Source organism: Streptomyces sp. NPDC002868, assembly GCF_055563295.1.
Window position 1 is genome coordinate 405002 of the sequence record NZ_JBVHDR010000003.1, and the last position, 25307, is coordinate 430308.

The 25307-nt window shown below is 70.1% G+C and carries 26 protein-coding genes and 1 riboswitch; of the genes, 12 read left to right on the forward strand and 14 right to left on the reverse strand.

Annotated features, from left to right (window positions below; all coding sequences use genetic code 11):
* Positions 1-33: 33 nt before the first annotated feature.
* From thiE to ACZ3H8_RS12575, 4 genes are all read right to left on the reverse strand, one after another.
* Positions 34-684 (reverse strand): thiamine phosphate synthase, encoded by a 651-nt coding sequence (gene thiE, locus ACZ3H8_RS12560; RefSeq protein WP_467400713.1) that lies wholly within the window; start codon positions 682-684, stop codon positions 34-36.
* A gap of 88 nt (positions 685-772) precedes the next feature.
* The gene (locus ACZ3H8_RS12565) at positions 773-1138 is read right to left on the reverse strand and encodes an Rv2175c family DNA-binding protein (RefSeq protein ID WP_307664016.1); all 366 of its coding nucleotides are present in this window, start codon (positions 1136-1138) and stop codon (positions 773-775) included.
* Positions 1139-1199: 61 nt separating this feature from the next.
* Positions 1200-2381, reverse strand: a complete 1182-nt coding sequence (locus tag ACZ3H8_RS12570) for an NAD(P)/FAD-dependent oxidoreductase (protein ID WP_467401287.1) — start codon at positions 2379-2381, stop codon at positions 1200-1202.
* An 85-nt stretch (positions 2382-2466) separates the two neighbouring features.
* Complete coding sequence (locus ACZ3H8_RS12575) at positions 2467-2808, reverse strand: avidin-fold protein (RefSeq protein ID WP_307664015.1); 342 nt, start codon at positions 2806-2808, stop codon at positions 2467-2469.
* A 51-nt stretch (positions 2809-2859) separates the two neighbouring features.
* Positions 2860-2972, forward strand: a riboswitch (TPP riboswitch).
* Here ACZ3H8_RS12575 and thiO point away from each other — a divergent pair.
* From thiO to ACZ3H8_RS12605, 6 genes are all read left to right on the forward strand, one after another.
* Positions 2970-4127, forward strand: coding sequence for a glycine oxidase ThiO (gene thiO / locus ACZ3H8_RS12580; protein WP_467400717.1), 1158 nt, complete (start codon positions 2970-2972; stop codon positions 4125-4127). (Overlaps the previous riboswitch by 3 nt.)
* Positions 4124-4333, forward strand: a complete 210-nt coding sequence (gene thiS / locus ACZ3H8_RS12585; RefSeq protein WP_467400720.1) for a sulfur carrier protein ThiS — start codon at positions 4124-4126, stop codon at positions 4331-4333. Before thiO ends, thiS begins: the two co-directional genes overlap by 4 nt.
* Positions 4334-4338: 5 nt before the next feature.
* Complete coding sequence (locus ACZ3H8_RS12590) at positions 4339-5133, forward strand: thiazole synthase (protein WP_467400722.1); 795 nt, start codon at positions 4339-4341, stop codon at positions 5131-5133.
* Between the two features lie 254 nt (positions 5134-5387).
* Positions 5388-7337, forward strand: coding sequence for a Stk1 family PASTA domain-containing Ser/Thr kinase (gene pknB, locus ACZ3H8_RS12595; RefSeq protein ID WP_467400725.1), 1950 nt, complete (start codon positions 5388-5390; stop codon positions 7335-7337).
* 5 nt (positions 7338-7342) lie between these two features.
* Positions 7343-8191 (forward strand): deoxyribonuclease IV, encoded by an 849-nt coding sequence (locus tag ACZ3H8_RS12600; protein ID WP_467400728.1) that lies wholly within the window; start codon positions 7343-7345, stop codon positions 8189-8191.
* A gap of 81 nt (positions 8192-8272) precedes the next feature.
* Complete coding sequence (locus tag ACZ3H8_RS12605) at positions 8273-8767, forward strand: DUF4396 domain-containing protein (protein WP_467400730.1); 495 nt, start codon at positions 8273-8275, stop codon at positions 8765-8767.
* A 12-nt stretch (positions 8768-8779) separates the two neighbouring features.
* Here the strand turns inward: ACZ3H8_RS12605 and ACZ3H8_RS12610 are convergent, their stop codons facing one another.
* Positions 8780-9412, reverse strand: a complete 633-nt coding sequence (locus ACZ3H8_RS12610; protein WP_398987765.1) for a sulfite oxidase-like oxidoreductase — start codon at positions 9410-9412, stop codon at positions 8780-8782.
* 155 nt (positions 9413-9567) lie between these two features.
* On the opposite strand from ACZ3H8_RS12610, the gene bfr reads away from it, so the two are divergent.
* Positions 9568-10047: a bacterioferritin gene (bfr, locus tag ACZ3H8_RS12615; protein WP_307664008.1), complete on the forward strand. Its 480-nt coding sequence runs from the start codon at positions 9568-9570 to the stop codon at positions 10045-10047.
* A gap of 72 nt (positions 10048-10119) precedes the next feature.
* On the opposite strand, the gene ACZ3H8_RS12620 is transcribed toward bfr, so the two are convergent.
* Entirely contained in the window at positions 10120-10386 is a 267-nt protein-coding gene (locus tag ACZ3H8_RS12620) for a (2Fe-2S)-binding protein (RefSeq protein WP_467400733.1), read from the reverse strand.
* A gap of 148 nt (positions 10387-10534) precedes the next feature.
* Positions 10535-11887: a class II 3-deoxy-7-phosphoheptulonate synthase gene (locus ACZ3H8_RS12625; protein WP_398987761.1), complete on the reverse strand. Its 1353-nt coding sequence runs from the start codon at positions 11885-11887 to the stop codon at positions 10535-10537.
* 212 nt (positions 11888-12099) lie between these two features.
* On the opposite strand from ACZ3H8_RS12625, the gene ACZ3H8_RS12630 reads away from it, so the two are divergent.
* The 3 genes from ACZ3H8_RS12630 (at position 12100) to ACZ3H8_RS12640 (ending at position 17078) form a co-directional block, all read left to right on the forward strand.
* Positions 12100-14898 (forward strand): N-acetylmuramoyl-L-alanine amidase, encoded by a 2799-nt coding sequence (locus ACZ3H8_RS12630; RefSeq protein WP_467400735.1) that lies wholly within the window; start codon positions 12100-12102, stop codon positions 14896-14898.
* A gap of 119 nt (positions 14899-15017) precedes the next feature.
* Entirely contained in the window at positions 15018-15074 is a 57-nt protein-coding gene (locus ACZ3H8_RS12635; protein WP_073723848.1) for a trp operon leader peptide, read from the forward strand.
* 108 nt (positions 15075-15182) lie between these two features.
* Entirely contained in the window at positions 15183-17078 is a 1896-nt protein-coding gene (locus tag ACZ3H8_RS12640; protein ID WP_467400738.1) for an anthranilate synthase family protein, read from the forward strand.
* 178 nt (positions 17079-17256) lie between these two features.
* On the opposite strand, the gene ACZ3H8_RS12645 is transcribed toward ACZ3H8_RS12640, so the two are convergent.
* The 4 genes from ACZ3H8_RS12645 to ACZ3H8_RS12660 all read right to left on the reverse strand — a co-directional run bounded on the left by ACZ3H8_RS12645 (position 17257) and on the right by ACZ3H8_RS12660 (position 21135).
* A complete protein-coding gene (locus tag ACZ3H8_RS12645; RefSeq protein ID WP_398987755.1) occupies positions 17257-18285 on the reverse strand; it encodes a 6-phosphofructokinase in 1029 nt (342 codons plus the stop codon).
* A 144-nt stretch (positions 18286-18429) separates the two neighbouring features.
* On the reverse strand, positions 18430-19104 hold the full coding sequence (locus ACZ3H8_RS12650) for a response regulator (protein ID WP_398987753.1): 675 nt from the start codon (positions 19102-19104) through the stop codon (positions 18430-18432).
* Positions 19101-20309: a MacS family sensor histidine kinase gene (gene macS, locus ACZ3H8_RS12655; protein WP_467400741.1), complete on the reverse strand. Its 1209-nt coding sequence runs from the start codon at positions 20307-20309 to the stop codon at positions 19101-19103. Before macS ends, ACZ3H8_RS12650 begins: the two co-directional genes overlap by 4 nt.
* A 28-nt stretch (positions 20310-20337) precedes the next feature.
* Positions 20338-21135: a lysophospholipid acyltransferase family protein gene (locus ACZ3H8_RS12660; RefSeq protein WP_467400743.1), complete on the reverse strand. Its 798-nt coding sequence runs from the start codon at positions 21133-21135 to the stop codon at positions 20338-20340.
* Between the two features lie 149 nt (positions 21136-21284).
* On the opposite strand from ACZ3H8_RS12660, the gene ACZ3H8_RS12665 reads away from it, so the two are divergent.
* Positions 21285-22064 (forward strand): alpha/beta hydrolase, encoded by a 780-nt coding sequence (locus ACZ3H8_RS12665; protein WP_467400746.1) that lies wholly within the window; start codon positions 21285-21287, stop codon positions 22062-22064.
* Positions 22057-22671 (forward strand): hypothetical protein, encoded by a 615-nt coding sequence (locus ACZ3H8_RS12670; protein ID WP_467400748.1) that lies wholly within the window; start codon positions 22057-22059, stop codon positions 22669-22671. The genes ACZ3H8_RS12665 and ACZ3H8_RS12670 overlap by 8 nt, the downstream gene beginning before the upstream one ends.
* A 52-nt stretch (positions 22672-22723) precedes the next feature.
* Here the strand turns inward: ACZ3H8_RS12670 and ACZ3H8_RS12675 are convergent, their stop codons facing one another.
* From ACZ3H8_RS12675 to ACZ3H8_RS12685, 3 genes are all read right to left on the reverse strand, one after another.
* A complete protein-coding gene (locus ACZ3H8_RS12675) occupies positions 22724-23500 on the reverse strand; it encodes an endonuclease/exonuclease/phosphatase family protein (protein WP_467400750.1) in 777 nt (258 codons plus the stop codon).
* Positions 23501-23856: 356 nt separating this feature from the next.
* Positions 23857-24798: an ROK family glucokinase gene (locus ACZ3H8_RS12680; RefSeq protein WP_467400752.1), complete on the reverse strand. Its 942-nt coding sequence runs from the start codon at positions 24796-24798 to the stop codon at positions 23857-23859.
* Between the two features lie 66 nt (positions 24799-24864).
* On the reverse strand, positions 24865-25305 hold the full coding sequence (locus ACZ3H8_RS12685; protein WP_467400754.1) for a DUF5304 domain-containing protein: 441 nt from the start codon (positions 25303-25305) through the stop codon (positions 24865-24867).
* Between the last annotated feature and the right edge of the window lie 2 nt (positions 25306-25307).

Genomic DNA, 25307 nt, shown 5'->3' on the forward strand with positions numbered 1-25307 from the left:
AATTTGCCGGGTTACTGTCCACCCTTCGGACAGTTATCCAATACGCTCCCGCACCCGCTTGGCGAGCGAGGCCGTCGCCGCAGCCGGGTCGTCGGCCTCGGTGATCGCTCGCACGACGACGATCCTGCGCGCGCCCGCGTCCAGCACCTCGTCGAGGTTGCCCGCGTCGATCCCGCCGATCGCGAACCACGGCCGGCCGGTCTCAAGCCCCGCGGCATACCGCACGAGGCCGAGTCCGGGGGCGTACCGCCCGGGCTTGGTCGGGGTGGGCCAGCAGGGGCCGGTGCAGAAGTAGTCCACGCCCTCCTCGGCGACGGCCGCGTCGACCTCGGACTCGGCGTGCGTGGAGCGGCCTATGAGCACCTCGTCGCCGAGGATCGCGCGTGCGGCCGGGACCGGCAGATCGCCCTGCCCCAGGTGCAGCACGTCGGAGCCGATGGCATGGCCCACGTCCGCGCGGTCGTTCACGGCGAGCAGCTTGCCGTGCCTACGGCAGGCGTCGGCGAAGACCTGAAGGTGCTCCAGCTCCTCGGCGGCCTCCATGCCCTTGTCGCGCAGCTGCACGATGTCGACCCCCGAGGAGAGCACGGCGTCGAGGAACCCGGCGAGGTCGCCCTGCTGCTTGCGGGCGTCCGTGCACAGATAGAGCCGGGCATCGGACAGCAGCGCACGAGCGGTGGACATGGGTGTTCCCCCCGGGTGGGTCGGCGGTGTGCGGGCAGGAGCCACTGGCCCCCCTGCCCGCACACCGCGTGGTGTTGTCTTCAGGACATCAGACGGCGAGCGCCTGGGCCCGGCGCTTCACCTCCGTGCCGCGATTCTCGCTGAGCGCCTGCGCGGGCGTGCCCGGCAGGGTCGGGTCGGGGGTGAAGAGCCACTCAAGCATCTCTTCGTCGGTGAAGCCGTCGTCCTTCAGGAGCGTCAGGGTCCCGGCGAGACCCTTGACCACCTTGTTGCCGTCGATGAAGGCGGCAGGCACCTGAAGCGCGCGGTTCTCACCACGGCGTACGGCGATCAGCTGGCCTTCCTTGACCAGCTGCCGTACGCGTGTCACCTCGACATCGAGCATTTCCGCGATGTCGGGAAGGTGGAGCCAGGCGGGGACGAGAGCATCGATCTTTGCGTCAATCTCGGTCACAGGACAAGCGTGCCATCCCGGACTGACAGTCGGTAGCCGGACCCTGGACAGCAGCCCGCATTCAGCCCTGGACAGCCGCCGCCTTCAGAGGGACGGAGGGGTCGGCGGCGAGGTCCGGATCCAGCCGCGCGCCGGCCAGGATGAGCTTGCGCCCCTGCGCCAGATCGCGGGCCCTGCCGACGGCGAGGAGCGCGACCAGCGCGCCCTCACGCAGCCACAGCACCGACCACGCGGCGTCCGCCGGATTGCCCCGCCACACCCTCGTGTCGGCGGCCGGGTGATGGCCCGCGTACTGCACAAAGCGCCCGAACTGCTCGGACCAGAAGTACGGCACCGGGTCGTAGACCTCCAGCGGCTGCCCCAGTGCGCTCGCGACGACATTGGCGGCGACCGTGCGCGGCCCGTGCAGGGCGTTGTCCCAGTGGTGCACGAGCAGCCGCTCGCCGTAGCGGCCGGACGGGAAGGAGGCGCAGTCCCCGACGGCGTACACATCGGGCAGCGAAGTACGCAGATGCTCGTCGGCGGTGATTGCTCCGTCCGGGCCCAGCGCGATGCCTGAGTCGGCGAGCCAGCCGGTGGCGGGGCGTGCGCCGATGCCGACGACCACCGCCCCGGCCGGGAGCTGCCGGCCGTCCGCGAGGATCACCGTGCCGGGCTCGACGTCGGCCACGCGCGCGTGGGTGAGAAGTTCGACGCCGTACTCCGCGTACCAGTCGGCCATCGGGGCGGCGACCTCGGCGGGCAGGGCGTACGCGAGGGGGCGGTCGGCGGCCTCGACGACGGTGACCGAGCAGCCCGTCTCGCGGGCGGCCGTCGCGAACTCCGCGCCGATCCAGCCCGCGCCGACGACCACGATGTCGTGCTGCCGCGCGAGGACGGGGCGCAGTCGGGCGGCGTCGTCGAGGGTGCGCAGCAGATGGACGCCCGGGACGCCTTCGGCGCCGGGCAGCGTGATCGGCTCCGCGCCGCTGGCAATGACGAGGATGTCGTACGGGACGGGTCCTGCCTCGGTGTCCAGCTCGTGCGCCTGCGGGCGTACGCCGGCCACCTCGCAGCCCAGCCGCAGTTCGATGTCGAGCGCCTCGAAGTCGAGCTCGAAGGCCGACCCCTCCGCCTTGCCGAGCAGGATCGCCTTGGAGAGCGGGGGCCTGTCGTACGGCTGGTGGGGCTCGGCGCCGATCACTGTGACCGGGCCCGGGAAGCCCTGTTCGCGCAGGGCCACGGCGGTCTGCACGCCCGCCATCCCCGCGCCGACGACGACCACGCGCCGCACGCCCTGTGCTGTCTGCTGCTCGCTCACCCGACAACCTTACGCATCTGACGTCCCGTCAGGTAACCGGCTGCTCGACAACGCTCGTCCCGCTGCCCTCCTGAGACTCCCACTCCCACGTCTCCTCCAGGCGCACTCGCCCGTCCTCGAGCTCGACCACCGTCGAGACGCAGTGCCCGGAGGCCGTCCGGCCGTCCGTCTTCAGCTGGACGTACCGGAAGTCCAGCCGGTCGCCCTCCCGCGTCCCCACAAGGTGGCCGCGGACCACGTCGCCGCCCTCGTACTCGGCCCAGATCCGGCCGTCCCGCTCGTGGTACGTGAACCGGGTGCGGGTCCCCACCTGGCCCGGAGCCTGGTCGGCGACCGGCGAGAGTACGAGTCCGTCGAGCGACCGTGCCACAGCTGCTGCTCCCTTACTGCGAGTTGAGGGCTGGGGTTAGGGTGGCCACCGTAAGGCACTCGCGGGAGCCCGGGCGCACCGGGCTGAGAGGGAGGCTGGACGGCCTCCGACCGTACGAACCTGATCCGGGTCATGCCGGCGAAGGGAGGGGCTGGACGCCCATGTCTCGTACATCAGATGTCCTCGTCGTCGGGGGCGGAATCATCGGCCTGGTCACGGCCTGGCGTGCGGCGCAGCGCGGACTGCGCGTCGCCGTCGTCGATCCGGAGCCGGGCGGCGGGGCCGCACAGGTCGCGGCGGGCATGCTCGCCGCCGTCACCGAACTGCACTACGGCGAGCAGACGCTGCTCGGCCTCAACGTGGAGTCCGCCCGGCGCTATCCGGCGTTCGTCGCCGAGCTCGAGGAGGCGAGCGGGCAGCGTGTCGGCTACCGCGCATGCGGCACGCTGGCCGTCGCGCTCGACGCCGACGACCGCGCGCACCTGCGTGAACTGCACGCCCTGCAGCGCCGGTCCGGCCTGGAGTCGGAGTGGCTGGCCGGGCGCGAATGCCGCCGTCTGGAGCCGATGCTCGCGCCGGGCGTACGCGGGGGCCTGCGCGTCGACGGCGATCACCAGGTCGATCCGCGGCGGCTGGCCGCGGCGCTGGTGACGGCCTGCGAGCGGGCCGGGGTGGTCTTCCACCGCGGCTGGGCGGAGCGTCTTTCGGTGGTTCGGGACCGGGCGGCCGGAGCAGTGCTGAGGGATGCCGGCGAGCTCACCGCGGACCAGGTCGTCCTCGCGGGCGGCTCACTGAGCGGCAGTCTCGACGGTGTGCCGGCGGATGTGCTGCCTCCCGTACGGCCGGTGAAGGGCCAGGTTCTGCGGCTCACCGTGCCGCCTGCGTACGCACCCTTCCTCTCCCGGACCGTACGGGCAGTGGTGCGCGGCAGCCACGTCTATCTGGTGCCGCGCGCGAACGGCGAGCTGGTCGTCGGCGCGACCAGCGAGGAGCTCGGCTGGGACACCACAGTCACCGCCGGCGGGGTGTACGAGCTGCTGCGCGACGCGCACGAGCTGGTGCCCGGCATCACGGAGCTGCCGCTCACCGAGACCCGCGCGGGTCTGCGCCCCGGCTCCCCGGACAACGCCCCGCTGCTGGGCCCGACCGCCCTGCCCGGCCTGCACGTGGCCACCGGCCATCACCGCAACGGGGTGCTCCTCACGCCCGTGACCGGCGATGTGATGGCCGCCGTGCTGGTCACCGGCGAGCTGCCGGACGAGGCCCTCCCCTTCACTCCTCGCCGCTTCTCCCCCGTGCCCCAGGAGCAGTCCGCATGACCGTCCTGAACGTCTCCGTCAACGGCGAGTCCCGTGAGCTCGCCACCGGAACCACCCTGGACACCCTGGTGGCGGGCCTCACCGCCGCCCCTTCCGGGGTCGCGGCCGCGGTCAACGAAGCGGTCGTCCCGCGCAGCCAGTGGTCCGGCACCCTCCTCGACGACGGCGACCGCGTCGAAGTCCTCACCGCAGTGCAGGGAGGCTGACCGGCATGGCCGACGACCGTCTCACCATCGGCGGCACCACGTTCAACTCCCGCCTGATCATGGGTACGGGCGGGGCGCCCAGCCTCGAGGTACTCGAACGCTCCCTCGTCGCGAGCGGCACCGAACTCACCACCGTCGCGATGCGCCGCCTCGACCCGACCGTCCAGGGCTCCGTGCTGTCCGTCCTGGAGAAGCTGAACATCCGCGTCCTGCCCAATACGGCGGGCTGCTTCACTGCGGGCGAGGCCGTGCTGACCGCCCGGCTCGCACGCGAGGCCCTCGGCACCGACTGGATCAAACTCGAGGTCGTCGCGGACGAGCGCACCCTGCTGCCCGATCCGATCGAGCTGCTGGAGGCGGCCGAGACGCTGGTCGACGACGGCTTCACGGTCCTGCCGTACACCAATGACGACCCGGTGCTCGCCCGGAGGCTGGAGGACGCGGGCTGCGCGGCGATCATGCCGCTGGGTTCGCCGATCGGCTCCGGTCTCGGCATCCGCAATCCGCACAACTTCCAGCTGATCGTCGAGCACGCGCGCGTGCCGGTCGTGCTGGACGCGGGCGCGGGAACGGCCTCCGACGCGGCCCTGGCGATGGAGCTGGGCTGCGCGGCGGTGATGCTGGCGTCGGCGGTCACCCGCGCGCAGGAGCCGGTGCTGATGGCGGAGGCGATGCGGCATGCGGTGGAGGCGGGGCGCCTGGCGCGTCGGGCGGGGCGCATTCCGCGCCGGCACTTCGCGGAGGCGTCGTCCCCTCACGAGGGCCGCGCGGTCCTCGACCCGGAGCGGCCGGCGTTCTGACCGCTGCGCGGAGCGTGCTCCGCCCCAGCCCCCGTACGGCCTGCGGCCGTGTCCTCAATCGCCGGACGGGCTGAAAATCAGCCCCTCCGGCGATTGAGGAGCGGTCCCGGACGCGAAATCCAGCCCCGGCGGCGTTTGAGGCGCGGAGGTCCGGGGGCGGAGCCCCCGGCGTAGGCCCGCGCAGCGTTACAGCTCGGCTCCAGTCCCGCACCGGGGCGTCAGCCGTGTCACCGGTGGCTCGTAGAATCACCAGCGTGGATACGACCCTCAAGGACCCCCTCGTCGGGCAGGTGCTCGACGGCCGCTACCGCGTCGACGCGCGCATCGCCGTCGGCGGTATGGCCACGGTCTACCGGGCCGTCGACACCCGACTGGACCGAGTGCTCGCGCTCAAGGTGATGCACCCGGCCCTCGCCACCGACGCCTCCTTCGTGGAGCGCTTCATCCGCGAGGCCAAGTCCGTGGCGCGTCTCGCCCACCCCAATGTGGTGGCGGTCTTCGACCAGGGCGCCGAGGGCGCGTACGTCTATCTGGCCATGGAGTACGTCGCGGGCTGCACCCTGCGCGACGTGCTGCGCGAGCGCGGGGCGCTCCAGCCGCGGGCCGCGCTCGACATTCTGGAGCCCGTGCTGGCGGCGCTCGGCGCGGCGCACCGGGCCGGGTTCGTCCACCGGGACATGAAGCCGGAGAACGTGCTGATAGGGGACGACGGCCGGGTCAAGGTCGCCGACTTCGGTCTCGTACGGGCCGTGGGCTCGGTCACCAACACCACCGGCACGGTGCTGGGCACGGTCTCCTACCTCGCCCCCGAGCAGATCGAGTACGGCACTGCCGACACCCGCGCCGATGTGTACGCCTGCGGGGTCGTCCTCTACGAGATGCTGACCGGCGGCAAGCCGCACGCCGGAGACACCCCCGCCCAGGTGCTCTTCCAGCATCTCAACGAGGACATTCCGGCGCCGTCCGCGCTGGTCCCCGGGCTCGCCGTCGAGCTCGACGAGCTGGTCGCGAGCGCCACCGCCCGCAATCCCGAGGTCCGTCCGTACGACGCGGTGGCGCTGCTGGCGCAGGTCCGCGAGGCCCGTGCTCCGCTCGGCGACCAGCAGCTGGACCTGGTGCCGCCGCAGGCGCACACCCAGGACACGGCGGAGGGCGGGAGCGAGCGGGCGCACGAGGCCCCCTCCTCCGAGGACGCCACGGACGTGATCCCGCGGGTGCTCGCCCGCGAGGAGCCGGTGGTCAACCACACCACCCGGCTGGCGATGCAGCCTTCCGAGCCGCCGCACCAGCCCCAGCAGTCCCGGCGCCGGCCCATGCCAAGGCGCGGCGTCGTCGCGATGCTGGTCGCGGTGTTCCTGGTGCTCGGCGTGGGTGCGGGCGTCTGGTACATCAACTCCGGGCAGTTCACCCGCGTCCCGGCCCTCATCGGCAAGACCGAGAAGGACGCCAGGCAGCAGCTGAAGAGCGCCGGGCTCGATGTGAAGAAGGTCCGGTACGACTTCAGCGAGACGGTCAAACGCGGCACGGTCATCAACAGCGACCCCGCGACCAATGAGCGCATCCGCGGCAACGGCTCGGTGGTCATCATCATCTCGCGCGGCCCGGAGATCGTCCGGGTCCCCGACGTCAAGGGCCAGCCGCTCGCCAAGGCGGAACGCGAGCTGAAGAAGCTCCGTCTGGCGCCGGGAGTGGTCACCAAGGCGTTCAGCGACGAGATCGACCAGGGCTCGGTGATCAGCACGGATCCGGAGGCCGGGACCGGACGCAGCCCCGATTCCGCGGTCGCCCTCGTCGTCAGCAAGGGCTCCCCGATCGACGTACCGGGCGTGACCGGCGAGACCCTGGCGGACGCCACCAGCGCACTCAAGGACGCCGGGTTCAAGGTCAAGGTCGCCCCCGAGCGGATCAACTCCCCCGAGGAAGCGGGCTCCGTCGCCAAGCAGTCCGCGGCCGAGGGCGCCAAGCTGGCCCGCGGCGACACGATCACGCTGACGGTCTCCAAGGGACCGCGGATGATCGAGGTCCCCGATGTCGTCGGGGACAAGGTCGACGACGCCACCAGCGAGTTGGAGTCCGCGGGCTTCGAGGTCAAGGTCGAGAAGAACTTCCCCTTCCTCGGCGACACCGTCGAGAGCCAGTCCGTCGCGGGCGGCGGTCAAGCCCCCGAGGGCAGCACCATCACCATCAAGACCAAGGGGCTGTAGTTCAGATGCGCAACCCCGTCGGCGGCCATGTCCCCGTGGTCGGCGGCCTCGCCAGGACCGGTCTCGCCTACGCCCGTGAGCTGGAGGCGGAGACCGTCCAGGTCTTCGTGGCCAATCCGCGTGGCTGGGCGACGCCTGCCGGGAGCCCGGTGCAGGACGAGCAGTTCCGTGCCGAGTGCGCGGCCGACGGGATATCGGCGTACGTCCACGCCCCGTATCTGATCAACTTCGGCTCGCACACCGAGGCCACCGCCGAGAAGTCCGTGGAGTCCCTGCGGCACTCACTGCGCCGCGGCCGGGAGATCGGCGCGCTGGGCGTGGTCGTGCACACCGGCTCGGCGACCGGCGGCCGGACCCGCGAGGTGGCGCTGGCGCAGGTGCGGGAGCGGATGCTGCCGCTGCTGGACGAGCTGACGCACGACGACGACCCGTTTCTGCTGCTGGAGTCGACGGCGGGCCAGGGCTTCTCGCTCTGCTCACGGACCTGGGACTTCGGTCCGTACTTCGAGGCGCTCGACGCCCACCCCAAGCTGGGCGTCTGCCTGGACACCTGCCACGTCTTCGCGGCGGGACACGATCTGACCGGGCCGTACGGGATGGCGCAGACTCTGGATCTGCTGGTGGAGACGGTCGGTGAAGGGCGGCTGAAGCTGATCCACGCCAACGACTCCAAGGATGTGGTCGGCGCTCACAAGGACCGCCACGCGAACATTGGCGCGGGCCATATCGGCGAGGAGCCGTTCCGGGCGCTGATGCAGCACCCGGCGACCGAGGGCGTACCGCTGATCATCGAGACGCCCGGCGGCAAGGAAGGGCACGCGGCGGATGTGGCGCGGCTGAAGAAGCTCCGCTGAGCACCTCGCGGGAATACCCCTAGGGGGTATACGGTTCTTGCTGTCGGCAGGAACCGCTACCTGGTTTTTGGGGGGTCTCTCATGCAGCACGACACTCACGCCCGGCACGCACACCACGAGCACCACACACAGCACGGATCCGTCAGCTGGTCCATGGCCGCCCAGGCCACGCTGCACTGCCTCACCGGCTGCGCCATCGGCGAAGTGCTCGGCATGGTCATCGGCACCGCGCTGGGCTGGGGAAACATGCCGACGATGATCCTCGCGATCGTCCTGGCCTTCTTCTTCGGCTACTCGTTCACGCTGCGAGGAGTCCTCAAGGCCGGCGTCGACTTCAGGACCGCCTTCCGGGTCGCCCTCGCCGCCGACACCCTCTCCATCGCCGTCATGGAGCTGATAGACAACGGCGTGATCGCCCTGTGGCCCGGCGCGATGGACGCCCACCTCGGTGACGCGATGTTCTGGTGGGTGCTCGCGATCGCCCTCGTCGCCGCCTTCCTGATCACCACACCCGTCAACAAGTGGATGATCGGCCGCGGCAAGGGCCATGCGGTGGTCCACCGGTACCACCACTGAACCCCCGGGGGGTCAGAGCTCCGGGCCGTCCCCCGGCTCCTCCTGATAGGAGTAGCGCTGCTCACGCCAGGGGTCGCCGAGATTGTGATAGCCGCGCTCCTCCCAGAAGCCGCGGCGGTCGGTGGTCATGTACTCCACGCCACGGACCCACTTGGGCCCCTTCCAGGCGTACAGATGCGGGACGACAAGACGCAGCGGAAAGCCGTGCTCGGCGGTGAGCAGTTCACCGTCCTTGTGGGTCGCGAAGATCGTGCGGTCCGAGACGAAGTCGGAGAGCCGCAGGTTGGCGCTGAATCCGTACTCGGCCCAGACCATGACATGGGTGACGTTCGGCGCGGGCGGCGCGAGCTCCACGACCGTACGGGCGGGCACACCGCCCCATTCGGCCCCCAGCATGCTGAACTTCGTCACGCAGTGCAGATCGGCGACGACCGTCGAGAAGGGCAGCGCCGAGAACTCCTCGTGGTTCCAGCAGCGCTTGTCGCCGTCCGCCGTGGCGCCGAAAACCCTGAACTCCCAGCGGTCCGGCCTGAACTTGGGTACGGGCCCGTAGTGAGTGACCGGCCAGCCACGCTGCAGTCGCTGCCCCGGCGGAAGCTCGGACTCCTCTGATGCGCGGTATTCCCGGCTCTCCGGCTGACCCATGCCTTCAATGGTGACAGACCGGGAGGGGTGGTCATGACCAGGTCTGGCCCGATTCGGGCAACTCCTACTAAGCATGTACTTACTGGACGCCCCCCTGCTGCAGTGCGAGGATTCGCGCACCTGCCCAAGTCACACGCGCGGAAGGAGCCTCTGCGATGCAGGGCGACCCCGAGGTCATCGAGTTTCTCAATGAGCAGCTGACCGCCGAATTGACCGCGATCAATCAGTACTTCCTGCACGCGAAGATGCAGGAGAACTTCGGCTGGACGAAGCTCGCCAAGTACACCCGGTCCGAGTCGTTCGACGAGATGAAGCACGCAGAGGTGCTGACCGACCGCATCCTCTTCCTCGATGGCTTGCCGAACTACCAGCGCCTGTTCCATGTGCGCATCGGCCAGACGGTCACCGAGATGTTCCAGGCCGACCGGCAGGTCGAGGTGGAGGCGATCGACCGACTCCGGCGCGGAATCGAAGTGATGCGCGGCAAGGGCGACATCACGTCCGCGAACATCTTCGAGTCGATCCTGGCGGACGAGGAGCACCACATCGACTATCTCGACACCCAGCTGGAGCTGGTGGAGAAGCTCGGTGAGGCGTTGTACATCGCGCAGCTGATCGAGCAACCCGACAGTTAGGCCGCAGCTCGAAGGCTAGGCCGCAGCTCGAGGGCCAGGTCACCGCCGGAGAGCCAGGCCACGGCCCGAGAGCTAGGCCGCTTCGCCGAGCTCGGCCCCGGGGGCGGAGCCGGGGTCCGTGGCCAGCACGGCGGCGCTGTTGCCCTGCTCGAGCAGCTCCCGGCGGGGGCAGACGTCACGACCGAGGATCCCCTGGATACGGCGTACACACGATCCGCAGTCGGTTCCGGCTTTGGAAGCCGACGCTATCTGGCGGGGAGTGCAGGCGCCTGCATCCGCGTGTTCCTTCACTTGCTTCTCGGTGATGCCGAAGCAGGAGCAGACGTACACGCGGTTCACCTCCCGGACGGGATCGATAGGTGGCGCCTTCCCGATGATCGGTGAGGCTAACCTAACCTTACCCGGCAGACCCGGTGCGTAAAAGCCCCGGAATTGACGGTGGGGCGCGGATCACATCGATCCGCGCCCCACCGTCGTTGATCCGTCACTACTGGTCGCGGTACATCTCGGCGACCAGGAAGGCCAGGTCCAGCGACTGGCTGCGGTTCAGGCGCGGGTCGCAGGCCGTCTCGTAGCGCTGGTGCAGATCGTCGACGAAGATCTCGTCGCCGCCGCCCACGCACTCGGTGACATCGTCACCGGTGAGCTCGACATGGATGCCGCCCGGGTGCGTACCGAGCGCCTTGTGGACCTCGAAGAAGCCCTTGACCTCGTCGAGCACGTCGTCGAAGCGGCGGGTCTTGTGGCCGGAGGCGGCCTCGAAGGTGTTGCCGTGCATCGGGTCGGTCACCCAGGCCACAGTGGCGCCGGAGGCGGTGACCTTCTCGACCAGCTCGGGGAGCTTGTCGCGGACCTTGTCGGCGCCCATACGGACGACGAAGGTCAGCCGGCCCGGCTCGCGCTCGGGGTCGAGCTTCTCGATGTACTGCAGCGCCTCGTCGACCGTGGTCGTCGGGCCGAGCTTCACACCGATCGGGTTGCGGATCTGCGAGGCGAACTCGATGTGCGCCCCGTCCAGCTGGCGGGTGCGCTCGCCGATCCAGACCATGTGGCCGGAGGTGTTGTACAGCCGGCCGGTGCGTGAGTCGGTGCGGGTCAGCGCACCCTCGTAGTCCAGCAGCAGCGCCTCGTGCGAGGAGTAGAACTCGACCGTGCGGAACTCCGCCGGGTCGGTGCCCGCGGCCTTCATGAAGTTCAGCGCGTTGTCGATCTCGCGGGCGAGCTGCTCGTAGCGCTGGCCCGACGGGGACGACTTCACGAAGTCCTGGTTCCAGGCGTGCACCTGGCGCAGGTCGGCGTAGCCGCCGGTGGTGAAGGCACGCACCAGGTTGAGCGTCGCGGCGGAGGCGTTGTACATCCGCTTGAGGCGCTCGGGGTCCGGGATGCGGGCCGCCTCGGTGAAGTCGAAGCCGTTGACGGAGTCGCCCCGGTAGGTCGGCAGCGTCACACCGTCGCGGGTCTCGGTCGGCTTGGAGCGCGGCTTGGAGTACTGGCCGGCGATACGGCCGACCTTCACCACGGGCACCGACGCGGCATAGGTGAGTACCGCGCCCATCTGGAGCAGGGTCTTGAGCTTGTTGCGGATGTGGTCGGCGGACACGGCGTCGAAGGCCTCGGCGCAGTCGCCGCCCTGCAGCAGGAACGCCTCGCCCTTGGCGACGGCTCCCATCCGGGCGCGCAGCTGGTCGCACTCGCCCGCGAAGACGAGCGGCGGATACGACTCGAGGTCCGCGATCACATCGCGCAGAGCCTCGGCATCGGGGTACTCGGGCTGCTGCGCCGCGGGCAGGTCTCGCCAGGTGTTGCCACCGGCAGCGGTGGTCTTAGCGTTCACGGTCACCCAGTCAACATTACGGGGTCTTTGCGGACGCCCCTTCCAGCGCCCACTAAATGAGACGCGATGTCCACCACTCCGACATTGGCTGTTCAGCGGGCCAGGCCGTCCGGTCTGTCCGATCTGTCTGCCGAGGCGATTCGAAGCCCCCGAGCCTGCTAATCTCACGCCGATTTCCGAGTGGTTCGATATTAAAACAAGTGGAACCAGGGGTGGGCGTGAACCGGGGTCATCGCAGAGACCGCAAGAAGAAGCTGCTCATTTACGGTGTCGCCACGGCCGTGGTCGCCACGGTCACGATCGGCACCATCGCCGTGGCCTCGCCCGGCTTCCTGGACTCTTCGACAGACGGCAAGCCAAGGCCCCCGGGCGCGGTGCTGCAGTCCCAGTTCGAGGACGCGGCTCGGGAGTTCGACGTTCCGCAGAGCGTGCTGATGGCGGTCTCGTACCGGCAGACGCGCTGGGAGACCCACGACGGACTGCCGAGCACCACCGGCGCGTACAACGTCATGGGCCTGACCCAGGTGACGCCGGAGGACGTGGAGAAGCCGACCGATGAGGAGCGCCTCTCGCACCTCAACAGGAGCGGCGACCCCACGGTGGAGAAGCACTTCAACGCCGCCCGCGCGCTCAGGTCCACCCCGGCCACCGTCGACACGACCGACCCCCGGCTGCACACGTTGGACGAGGCCGCCGAGCTCATCAACGAGCCGGCGGATGCGCTCCAGACCGATGCGAAGCAGAGCATCCGCGCGGGTGCGGCGCTGCTCGCGGAGTACCAGCGCGAGGCCACCGGCTCGCTGCCCGACGAACCGGGCCAGTGGTACGCCGCCGTCGCCCGCTTCAGCCAGGCGCCCGACACCAAGGGCGCCCAGCTGTTCGCGAAGCGCGTCTACGAGTCGATCAAGACCGGCGAGAGCCGGCTCACCACTGACGGCCAGCAGCTCACGCTCGCCGCCGACCCTTCGGTCACCGCGGTCAAGCCGTCGAAGCTCCCGCTCGCCGCGACGTTCGCGAGCACCTCCGCGGTCCCGACGGTCGAGTGCCCGACCGGACTGAACTGCAACTTCGTCCCGGCCGGCTATGCCGAGAACCAGGGCAACTACAACATCGCCAGCCGTCCGGCGAACGGCTTCGACATCCGCCAGATCGTCATCCACGACACGGAGGGTGGCTACGACGGATCGCTGGCCACCTTCAAGAACCCGGCGTCGTACGCGAGCGCGCACTACATGATCCGCGCGTCCGACGGCCTGGTCACACAGATGGTGGAGACCAAGAACGAGGCGTGGCACGCGGGCAACAAGACCGTGAACATGCACTCGATCGGCATCGAGCACGAGGGCTACGCCATCAAGGCGGGCAGCTGGTACACCGAGCCGCAGTACGAGTCCTCGGCGGCCGTGGCGAAGTACGTGGCGGCCAAGTTCTCCATCCCGCTGGACCGCGAGCACATCATCGGCCACGACGAGGTGCCGGGCGTGCTGGACGACAAGGTCCGCGCGCAGCACTGGGACCCGGGCCCGTTCTGGGACTGGAACCACTACATGTCGCTGATGGGCGCACCCACCGGCGCAGGCGGCGCGGGCGGCCCGCTGAAGGCCGGGCAGCTGGTCCGCGTCGTGCCCCCGTTCACCACGGCGAACCAGCCCAAGCTGACCAATGGTGGCGCAGCCGTCGCCACACAGCCGGCGAACTTCGGATACCTGTACGAGTCGCCCTCGACCGACGCGGCGAAGCTGACCGACCCCTACTTCCCCACCGTGTTGTGGAGCGACGGCGCGAACTGGTCGAACAAGGTCCTCGCCGGCGGCGAGTACGTCGTCGCCGAGGCCCGGACCAACTGGACGGCGATCTGGTACGGCGGCAAGAAGGCCTGGTTCTCCAACCCGGGCGGGCAGTTCACCGCGCCGGTCGGCAAGACCTCCCAGACCGTGCTGGCCGCCAAAGCGGGCGTGACGTCGATCCCGGTCTACGGGCGTGCCTACCCGGAGGACGAGGCGTACGCGGGGACCGATGTCCCGGTCCAGGACGACAACTCCGCATCACTGACCAAGTACAGCGTCCCTGCCGGACAGGCCTACGCACTGGCCGGTGGGGCGGCCGCCGGTGACTACTACTACTCGGCCTACAACACCGACGGCACCCTGGTGAAGGGCACCAACTCCTTCTATCCGATCCACTTCAACCACCGCATCGCGTGGGTGAAGGCGAGCGACGTCCAGCAGATCAACAGCACCGTCCCGGACGCGGGCACCAGCCGGTACAACACGCTCGCCCGCGACTCCTCGGGCGTGCTGTGGCAGTACCAGGGCACCGGCAGCGCGACCGCGCCGTACTTCACCCGCTACCGCGTCGGCAGCGGCTGGCAGGGCTACAACGCGGTGACCTCGATGACGGCTCTGCGTGCCGACGCCGTCGGCGACATGGTGGCACGCGACACCTCGGGCGTGCTCTGGTACTACCGAGGCAGCGGCAATCCGTCGGCGCCCTTCCTGAAGCGCACCGAGGTGGGCAAGGGCTGGGGGATCTACAACCAGCTGACCGGCGCCCGGGACATCACCGCGGACGGCATCGCCGATCTGATCGCGCGCGACTCGTCCGGCGTGCTCTGGCTCTACAAGGGCACGGGCAGCGCAACCGCACCCTTCGCAGCGAGGGTCAAGGTCGGCCCCGGCTGGCAGATCTACAACGCGCTGACCGACACCGGAGACATCACCGCGGACGGCAAGGCGGACCTGATCGCCAGGGACACCTCCGGCGTGCTGTGGCTCTACAAGGGCACGGACAATGCCGCCGCGCCGTTCGCCGCCAGGGTCAAGGTCGGTCCCGGCTGGGGGATCTACAACGTCCTCAACGGACCGAGCGACCTTTCCGGTGACGGCAGGCCGGACCTGATCGCCCGGGATTCCTCGGGCGTGCTGTGGCTCTACAAGGGCACGGGCAGCGCCACCGCGCCGTTCGCCGCCAGGGCACAGATCGCCACCGGCTGGCAGATCTACAACCTGCTGGTCTGAGACCTGCTGGTGAGACCTGCTGGTCTGGCGCACAAGGTGTGATCCCGCCCGCGGCACCGCGGCCGTCCGCTCCCCGGACGCGCTGCGGCGCCGCGGGCGGATGCGTTATGGTCGGCGTCATGTTCGCGCACTCGACTCAGACCTGGTGGTGGACCGCTCATCCGGCGGCCCACTGACTGCGCGTACACACAGCTCGCGAAGGCCGCCCCGAGGGGCGGCCTTTCCCGTTTCCACGGGCCGTTCCTCCCACTCGGACCACTCGGACCACTCGGAAGGAACACCGGATGCCCATCAGCAGACTGCTCGAAGAAGACTGCCCGCCCTTCGCCCTGCTGCGCAGACGCACCCCCGGCCACGATCACGACACCGTCGAGGTCCTGATCGGCGCCGTGCACGAGGCCGAGTCGCTCGCCGACATCCCGGTCGCGGACCGTCCCTCACTGGCCCTGGTCCCGTTCCGCCAGATCAGGGAGCGCGGCTTCGACGTACGCGACGACGGCACTCCGTTGTCCGTGCTCGTCGCCGACGAGACGTACGAAGTGCCGCTCGCCGAGGCCCTGGAGGCGCTACCGGCGCACGATGTCCGGGTCGAGGGCGGGGCCTTCGACGTCGACGACGAGGAGTACGCGGGGATTGTCCGGCGCGTCATCGAGGACGAGATCGGCCGGGGCGAGGGCGCGAACTTCGTTGTCCGCCGCACGTACACCGGCCGCATCCCCGGCTTCGGCCGGGCCGACGCCCTGGCCCTGTTCCGGCGGCTGCTGGCCGGCGAGCGCGGCGCGTACTGGACCTTCGTCGTGCACACCGGCGAGCGCACCCTCGTCGGTGCCAGCCCCGAGGTCCATGTCCGGATGAGCGGCGGCACCGTCGTGATGAACCCGATCAGCGGCACCTTCCGCTATCCGCCCCAGGGCCCGACCCCCGAGGCGCTGCTCGGCTTCCTCGGCGACCGCAAGGAGCGCGAGGAGCTCTCCATGGTCGTCGACGAGGAGCTGAAGATGATGTGCACCGTCGGCGACATGGGCGGCGTCGTCATCGGGCCCCGGCTCAAGGAAATGGCTCATCTCGCCCACACCGAGTACGAGTTGCGCGGCCGCTCGTCGCTCGATGTGCGTGAGGTACTGAAGGAGACGATGTTCGCGGCTACGGTCACCGGCTCACCGGTGCAGAACGCCTGCCGGGTCATCGAGCGCCACGAGGTGGGCGGCCGCGGCTACTACGCGGGCGCGCTCGCGCTGATCGGCAAGAACGCGGGTGGCGGGCGGGAAGGACAGGTCGGCGCACAGACCCTGGACTCCCCCATCCTCATCCGTACCGCCGACATCGATGCCGATGGCTCCCTGCGGGTGCCGGTCGGGGCGACCCTGGTCCGGCACTCCGACCCGGCGGGCGAGGTGGCCGAGACGCACGCCAAGGCGGCGGGCGTACTGGCCGCGCTGGGCGTACGCCCCGGGCGGCCGCAGGAGCACGCCGAGCGCCCGAACCTCGCCGACGACCCGCGGGTGCGGGCCGCCCTCGACGCCCGCCGCGCCGACCTCGCGCCGTTCTGGCTGCGGATGCAGGAGCGCAGCGCCCGGCTGACCGGACACGCGCTGGTGGTCGATGGCGAGGACACCTTCACCGCGATGCTGGCGCATCTGCTGCGCTCCACCGGCCTGGAGGTGACGGTGCGGCGGTACGACGAGCCGGGCCTGCGCGAGACGGTCCTCGCGCACACCGGACCGGTGGTCCTCGGCCCGGGTCCTGGCGATCCGGCCGACGCGACCGACCCGAAGATGCGCTTCCTGCGCACGCTCTCCGCCGATCTGCTGCGCGATCACCGCCACGGTCTGCTCGGCGTCTGCCTCGGCCATGAGCTGATGGCAGCCGAGCTGGGCCTGGAGATCGTACGCAAGGACGCCCCGCACCAGGGGGCGCAGGAGCGGATCGACTTCTTCGGGCGGGACGAGACCGTGGGCTTCTACAACAGCTTCACGGCACGCTGCGACGACGCTGCGGCGGCGGAGCTGGAGGCGCACGGGGTCGAGGTGGCCCGCGATCCCCTCTCGGCGGAGGTGCACGCCCTGCGGGGCACAGGCTTCGCGGGCATCCAGTTCCACCCGGAGTCGGTACTGACGATGCGGGGGCCGGAGGTGATCCACGGGCTCCTCGCCTCGGCCACGCGAGTCGGCCGAGCCTGACTTCTTGACCGGGGCTCCGCCCCCGGACCCCCGGTCCCCAATCTCCCCCAGACTTCGTCCGGGGGGACCCCCAACGGGCTTGATTTCCGCCGGTCGGCCTGAGAGTTCAGGCCGACCGGCGGAAAATTCCAGCCCCGCCGGCGATTGAGGCGCGGGGTCTGGGGCGGATCCCGAGGGGTCAGCCGAAGAAGACCCCGACCTCCTCGTACAGCTTCGGGTCCACCGTCTTCAGCTTCGCCGTCGCCTCGGCAATCGGAACACGCACGATGTCCGTCCCCTGCAGCGCGACCATCTTGCCGAAGTCCCCGTCCCGCACCGCGTCGATCGCGTGCAGCCCGAAGCGGGTGGCCAGCCAGCGGTCGAAGGCGCTCGGAGTGCCGCCGCGCTGGACATGGCCGAGGACGGTGGTGCGGGCCTCCTTGCCGGTACGCCGCTCGACCTCCTTGGCCAGCCACTCGCCGACGCCGGAGAGCCGGACATGACCGAAGGAGTCGAGCGAGCCGTCCTTGAGAACCGCCTCGCCGTCCTTGGGCATTGCGCCCTCGGCGACCACCACGATCGGGGCGTAGCTGGCCTTGAAACGCGACGTCACCCAGGCGCACACCTGATCGACGTCGAAGCGCTGCTCGGGGATGAGAATGACATTGGCGCCGCCGGCCAGACCGGAGTGCAGGGCGATCCAGCCCGCGTGCCGCCCCATCACCTCCACGACCAGGACGCGCATATGCGATTCGGCGGTGGTGTGCAGCCGGTCGATGGCTTCGGTCGCGATGCCGACCGCCGTGTCGAAGCCGAAGGTGTAGTCGGTGGCGGACAGGTCGTTGTCGATGGTCTTGGGCACGCCGACGCAGTTGATGCCGTACTCGTCGTGGAGCCGCGTCGCGACGCCGAGCGTGTCCTCGCCGCCGATCACGATCAGCGCGTCCACCTCGTGCTTGGCGAGGTTCTCCTTGATGCGGCGGATGCCGCTCTCTTCCTTGAGGGGGTTGGTGCGCGAAGAGCCGAGGATGGTGCCGCCGCGGGGCAGAATGCCGCGGACGGCCGGGATGCCGAGCGGAACCGTGTCGCCTTCGAGGGGTCCGCGCCAGCCGTCGCGATAGCCGACGAATTCGTACGCGTACTCCTGCACGCCCTTGCGGACGACACCACGGATGACAGCATTGAGGCCGGGGCAGTCGCCGCCCCCGGTCAGTACTCCGACGCGCATGGAAACTTCCCTTCGCCTGGTGAGCCTTATGACCGCCACGCTAATGGTGATCCAGGTCACTGCGGGATGGGGCGAAAGGTCAATTCCTGTGCGTCATGCGGAGGTTGACGTCCGGCTTTCACTCGTACGGGGAGGGGGCGGGGGTTACGCGTCGTCCAGGCCCCGCTCGATCGCGTACCGCACGAGCTCGACGCGGTTGTGCAGTTGGAGCTTGCCGAGGGTGTTCTGCACGTGGTTCTGGACGGTGCGGTGCGAGATGACGAGCCGCTCGGCAATCTGCTTGTACGAGAGCCCCTTTGCCACCAGCCGCAGCACCTCGGTCTCCCGGTCGGTCAGCTGCGGGGCCTTCGGCTCGTCCGCACCCGCCGCGGGGACGGGCTCGGAAGCCAGGCGGCGGTACTCACCGAGCACCAGGCCCGCGAGGCCCGGCGTGAAGACCGGATCGCCGACGGCGGTGCGCCGCACGGCGTCGCTCAGCTCTTCCGTACTGGCCGACTTGAGCAGATAGCCGGTCGCACCGGACTTCACCGCTTCCAGTACGTCGGCGTGCTCACCGCTGGCGGACAGCACCAGGACCCGCAGGCCGGGGTAGGAGCCGACGAGCTCCTTGCACACCTGAACGCCCGGCATCCCGGGCAGATTGAGGTCGAGGACGAGGACGTCGGGCGCGACGGCCTTGGCGCGGCGCACGGCCTGCGGACCGTCACCGGCCGTCGCCACCACCTCGAAACCGGCCGCGGCCAGATCGCGGGCGACCGCGTCCCGCCACATCGGGTGGTCGTCGACGACCATCACCTTGATCGTCTGCTGGTCCGTCATGTGACTGCCTTCCCCCGTGGGACCTTCAATTCGACTTCTGTGCCCTGGCCCGGGACCGAGATCAGCTCCGCCGAGCCGCCCAGATCCCGCAGCCGCCCGCGGATCGAGAGGGCGACTCCGAGCCGGCCCTCGCCCTCCGCCTGGGCGAGCCTGCCCTCCGGGATGCCCGGGCCGTCGTCCCGTACCGTCACGATCACCTCGTCCGGCCAGTCCTCGACCAGGATCCAGGCGTGGGCGTCCTCGCCGGCATGTCTGCGGACATTGTCCAGGGCGGCACTGACAGCGGCGGCGAGTTCCGCCGCCGCGGCGGCGGGGAGCAGCACCGGGGCGCCCGGTTCCGAGAGGGTCACCTTCGACCCGGCGTGCCGGGCCAGCAGCGAGCGCAGGTCGTGCAGTTCGGGCCCCTGGGGCGGATCGTCGTCGTCGACAGTGCGGACCACGGCACCGAGTGAGACGTCCTCGGAGGCGCGCGTGGTGGGTACCAGACCGCTGGAGACCAGGGTGCGCAGGGCGACCTCCTGCTCCCCCGCCATCCTGCCGAGCTCCTCGGCCTCGCCGCCCAGCGCCGTACCGCGCCGCTGCACCATCGCGAGCACCTGGAGCACGCTGTCGTGAATGTCGCGGGCCAGCCGCTCCCGCTCGCGGGTCGCCGCCTCGATCTCCAGGGCGCGGGCAAGGGTGCGCTCGGAGGCGCGGGCGACCTCGACGACGTAACCGATGGCTATGGAGGCGACCCAGACCAGCAGGACGTTGTGGAAGGTGTCCCCGCTGGGCCGGCCGCGCTCGATGATGTTGGCGACGGCGACGAGTGAGGACGCGAAGCCCGCCCAGCGCCAGCCGCCCTTGATGGCGAACGCGAGGACGGATCCGGCGGTCCATATCGTCGGCAGGGTCGGACCGTCCTGCGTCTGGGCCTGGGCGTCGGCGAGCGGCGTGAGCATGATCCCGGTCAGCGCGACGGTGAGATCGGCGACCAGGAAGCGTTTGGTGCAGCGGGCCGCGTTGGCCACCTTGGGGAGCGTGACCAGCGTCCATACGGACATCACCGCGAGGAAGCCGGCCGCGACCCAGGGGCGCTCGAACTTGTTGGAGGGGACGACGAATAGAAGCACCGCGTAGACCATGGTCAGTACGCGGTAGGCGGCCAGCGCACGCCACAGCGGCAGCTCGACCGACATCCGCACGACACGCTCGCGCTTGGCCATATCCCCCACCCCAGGACGGACGGCGCGGCTAGGCGGCCGGCCGGTCCGTCTTCCCCGCCTTGTCCGTGTTCTCTGGCTTCTCCGGCTTGTTCGCCTTCGCGGCCTTTTCGGCCGCCGCCTTCTCGGCCTTCTCCGCCTTTTCCGCATCCGCGATCTGGCGCTTGGCGGCCGTCGCGTAGATGTCGACGTACTCCTGGCCGGACAGCTTCATGATCTCGTACATGACCTCGTCGGTCACCGAGCGCAGGATGAAGCGGTCGCCCTCCATGCCGTGGTAACGGCTGAAGTCGAGCGGCTTACCGATCCGGATCCCCGGGCGCATCAGCTTGGGGACCACCTTGCCGGGCGGCTGGATCTTCTCGGTGTCGATCATCGCGACCGGGATGACCGGAGCGCCGGTGGCGAGCGCCACGCGCGCGAGGCCGCCCGGCTTGCCGCGGTAGAGGCGGCCGTCCGGGGAGCGGGTGCCCTCCGGGTAGATGCCGAACAGGCCACCACTCGCGATGACATCTATCCCGGCCTTGATCGCCGCCTCACCCGCACCGCGCGCGCCCGAGCGGTCCACCGGGAGCTGCCCGACACCCTTGAAGAAGGCGGCGGTCAGCTTGCCCTTGACGCCGGGCGATGTGAAGTACTCCGCCTTGGCGATGAAGGTGACCTTGCGGTCGAGGACCGCCGGCAGGAAGAACGAGTCCGAGAAGGACAGGTGGTTGCTCGCGAGGATCGCCGGCCCCTCGACGGGAATGTTCTCGAGGCCCTCCACCCAAGGCCTGAAGGCAAGCTTCAGTGAGCCCCCGATGGAGAACTTCATTGCGCCGTAGATCAACTCGAGTGCCTCCTGTGTGCTGTCGAACAGACCTTATCCCGAGGTGGGTCAGTCATCCCTGCGCCGGGGGGCTTGCGGACCTGGTCGGTGTCAGTCCGGTCGCGTACGGTGAAGTACACCCTTCAGACACTCACGAACAGGAGACCCAGGTGCCGGTCCTTCCTGGAGCCGAGCCGTACCGCCACGAAGGCGGCGAGGTCGGCGTCCTCCTCTGTCACGGATTCACCGGTTCCCCGCAGTCGCTGCGCCCCTGGGCCGAGTATCTGGCGGAGCGCGGACTGACCGTGTCCCTGCCGCTGCTTCCCGGACACGGCACGCGCTGGGAGGACATGCAGGTCACCGGCTGGCAGGACTGGTACGCAGAGGTGGACCGCGAGCTGCGGGTGCTGGTCGAGCGGTGCAGCCAGGTCTTCGTCTTCGGGCTCTCGATGGGCGGGGCGCTGACGCTGCGGCTCGCCGCGAAGCACGGGGAGGCGGTCAGCGGCATCGTCGTGGTGAACCCGGCGAACAAGGTCCACGGCCTGTCGGCGTACGCCCTGCCGGTCGCGCGCCACTTTGTGCGTACGACAAAGGGGCTGACGAGCGACATCGCCAAGGAGGGCTCGGAGGAGGTCGGGTACGACCGGGTGCCGCTGCACGCCGCGCACTCGTTGCGGCACTTCTTCCGGCTGGTCGACGGCGAGCTGCCGCAGGTCACTCAGCCGATGGTGCTGCTGCACAGCCCGCAGGACCATGTGGTGCCGCCTGCCGACTCGGCGCGGATCCTGAGCCGGGTCTCGTCCACGGACGTCTCGGAGATCCTGTTGGAACAGAGCTACCACGTGGCGACGTTGGACCACGATGCGGAGCGGATTTTCGACGAGAGTTATGCGTTCATCGGCCGGCTCGCTCCGAGTATCGGGAAGAAGGGGAGCACCACCGGTGGCTGAGCAGCACGATGCGGACCGCGAGCCGCAGCCGATCGACGAGGAGGCAGCCTGGGCCGCCATCGTCGAGGGGTACGGCGATGAACCGGCCGACCCGCCGGGCGCCAAGCCGTTCAAGTCGGTGGAGGACCTCGCCCTGCTCGAGGGTGATCTGAACAAGACGCCGAAGTACGACAGGGCGGCGGAGGCCGAGCCCGATCCGGAGGATCCGGACGCGGGTGCTGACGCGGGGCCTGCTGCGGGGCCTGATGCGGACAAGCCCGCGCTGGGCAGCTCGATCACGTTCGCGCCGGGTATCGGTGGCCCGCGCGACTACCAGGTGGCCGACGCGAAGGACGACGACCTCGACGAGAGCGACGAGGGCCACTTCGTGCCGCCGGAGCCGCCGCCGCTGCCGGAGTCCGATGTCACGGCCAAGTTCGCCTGGCTGGCAGTGGTCGGCGGGCCGGTGCTGATGCTGGTGGCGGTGCTGCTCCAGTGGAACATGACGTGGTGGCTGACGACGCTCTGCGTCGGCGGCTTCCTGGGCGGCTTCGGCACGCTGGTGGCCCGGATGTCGCACGGCGACGACGAGGACGACGACGATCCGGGCCGCGGCGCGGTGGTCTGACTCTCGACGCGGCTTCTCGACGCGGCGTCGGCCTCCGGCCGTCGGACGCGGCTCAGCGGGCACTCGGTCCGTCGGACGACACCGCGGGGACGCGTAGGGCCGCCAGCACCGGCAGGTGGTCCGTCGCCGCGCGAAGGTCAGCCCGGGTGATGCCCGGCAGGGTCAACGGCACTCCGCAGCCCAGCACTTCGACGCCCGGGGTGGCGAGAATCGCGTCGATCCGCTGGTGTGGGTCGTTCGGTGTCGAGGTGTGCTCGCCGCCCCAGGGCGCGACCGCCCAGCAGTCCTGCAGCTCCCCCGCAAGTCTGCGGAAGCTCCGGCCGCTGGGCCGGTCGTTCAGGTCGCCCGCCGCGATCGCGTACGGCACGTCCATCGCCTTCAGCCGGTCCAGCAGCATCCCGGCCTGCGCATAGCGCTCGTCGCTCTGCAGACTCAGATGACAGCTGAGCAGCCCGATCCGGGCGCCCCCGATCTGTACGACCGCCGTGGCGAAGCCGCGCCGGTGCAGGCGGGGGGTGAGCGGCAGCAGCACATCCTCCGTACGCTCCACGGTCGCCCGCAGCGAGCAGAGCAGCAGCGGGCCGGCCGCGGTGGCCCCGCCGGTCAGCACCACCAGCTCGCTCTTGGCGGCCAGCCGCGCCGCGTGCTTGCGCCAGCGGAAGAAGCGCGGGGCCTCCTGGATGAACACCAGGTCGGGCGCGCAGGCGCGGATCACCCGGGCCAGCGCGTCCTCGTCGTCGCGCATGGAGCGGATGTTGTAACTGAGCACGCGGATCACGGCCGAACCGTCCGGTTCGGTGCGGGAGTTTGGCAGTGCGGTGATCGCCATGCGCAGCAAGATACGCGGGTGCGGGTCTTTTCTGGGGCTCCGCCCCAGACCCGCCCCCTACGCCCTCGCGGGCGTGGGGGACCCCCAGTCCTCAATCGCCGGACGGGCTGAGTTTCAGCCCGTCCGGGTGCAGAAATTCAAGCCCGTCCGGCGTTTGAGGACGGACCTCCAGCCGGCCCGGGGGGCCAAAATCAAGCCCGCCCGGCGCTCAAGAATCAAGCCCGCCCGGCGATTGAGCACGGACCTCCAGCCCGCCCGGGGGGCCAAAATCAAGCCCGCCCGGCGATTGAGGGCGAACCTCCAGCCCGTCCGGGGGGCCGAATATCAAGCCCGTCCGGCGATTGAGGACAAAGAAGCTAGCCCTGGCGGGCCAGGTCCGCCGCGCCCACCAGGCCCGCCCTGCCGCCCAGTTGCGCCGCCACCACCTGCGCGTGCGGACGCCACCTGCCGCCGATCAGCCAGCGGCGGAAGGACTTGCGGATCGGGTCGAGGACCAGCTCGCCCTCGTCGGAGAGGCCGCCGCCGACGATGAAGGCGGACGGGTCGAAGAGCGAGGCCAGGTCGGCCAGCCCCGCGCCCACCCAGCGGGCCAGTTCGCGGTACGAGTCGACGGCGACCGGGTCGCCCTGCCGCGCGGCCTCGCTGATGTGCTTGCCCTCGATGCCGTCGACCGTCCCGTCGCCGAGGCTGAGCAGGATCTCGGCGCTCTCCGGGGTGGCGTTGGCGCGCTGCTTGCCGTAGCGGACGAGAGCGCGCCCGGAGGCGTACTGCTCCCAGCAGCCCTGGCTGCCGCAACCGCACAGCAGACCGTCCGGGACGACCCGGATGTGGCCGAACTCCGCGGCCACGCCGAAGCGTCCTCGGCGCAGCTTGTTGCCGATGATGATGCCGCCACCGAGCCCGGTGCCGAGGGTGATGCAGATGACGTCTTCGTGGCCCTGGCCGGCACCGAAGCGGTACTCGCCCCAGGCGGCCGCGTTCGCGTCGTTCTCGACGACCACCGGGAGGCCGACGCGCTGCTCGACCTTGTCCTTGAGCGGCTCGTGGCGCCAGTCGATGTTGGGCGCGAACAGGACGGTGGCACGCTTGTCGTCGACGTATCCGGCGGCGCCGATGCCGACCGCCTCGATCTCGTGCCCCTCGCCGGCCCCGGCGACGGCCGAGCAGATCGCCTCGATGATGCCCTGCGGCGTCGACGGGGTGGGCACCTTGTGCGTCTCGAGGATGGTGCCCTCTTCGTCGACCACGCCCGCTGCGATCTTCGTGCCGCCGATGTCGACGCCGATGGTGAGTCCCATGTGTCCCTCAGTTTTCGGTCGAGCCCCGCTATGGCCAACCGTACCCGAGGGCGGGGCACGGCCTGGTCAGTCCAGGTCGATGTGCTCGCTCGCGCCGGGTCCGTCGTCACGCGGGTCCTGGTCGTCCTTGGAGGCGGTGGGCCGCTGGGTCCAGCGTCGCTCATGGCCCTCGACGGCGGATCGATACGCGGCGAGCAGCTCGCCGCCCGCCGCCGTGAGGTGGTCGAATACTTCAGGGTTGCGCTCTATGACCGGCTCTACGACGGCCTTCGCCTGGTTGAACAGCTGCTGCACGGTGTTCTGCGCGGCCATGCCGGGCAGCGACGTCTGGAACGAGGAGACCTTGTCGGCGACCGCGTCGAGGAGCTTGCGCAGCTCCTCGCCGGCCGAGCCGGGCGGCGGCCCGTACTGGGCGCGGCGGCGGGCCTTCTCCGCCTCCAGGTCCTCGGCGCACGCCTTGGCCCAGGCGTCGTCGTCGACGGCGGGACGCTCAGTGGCATCGCTCATGG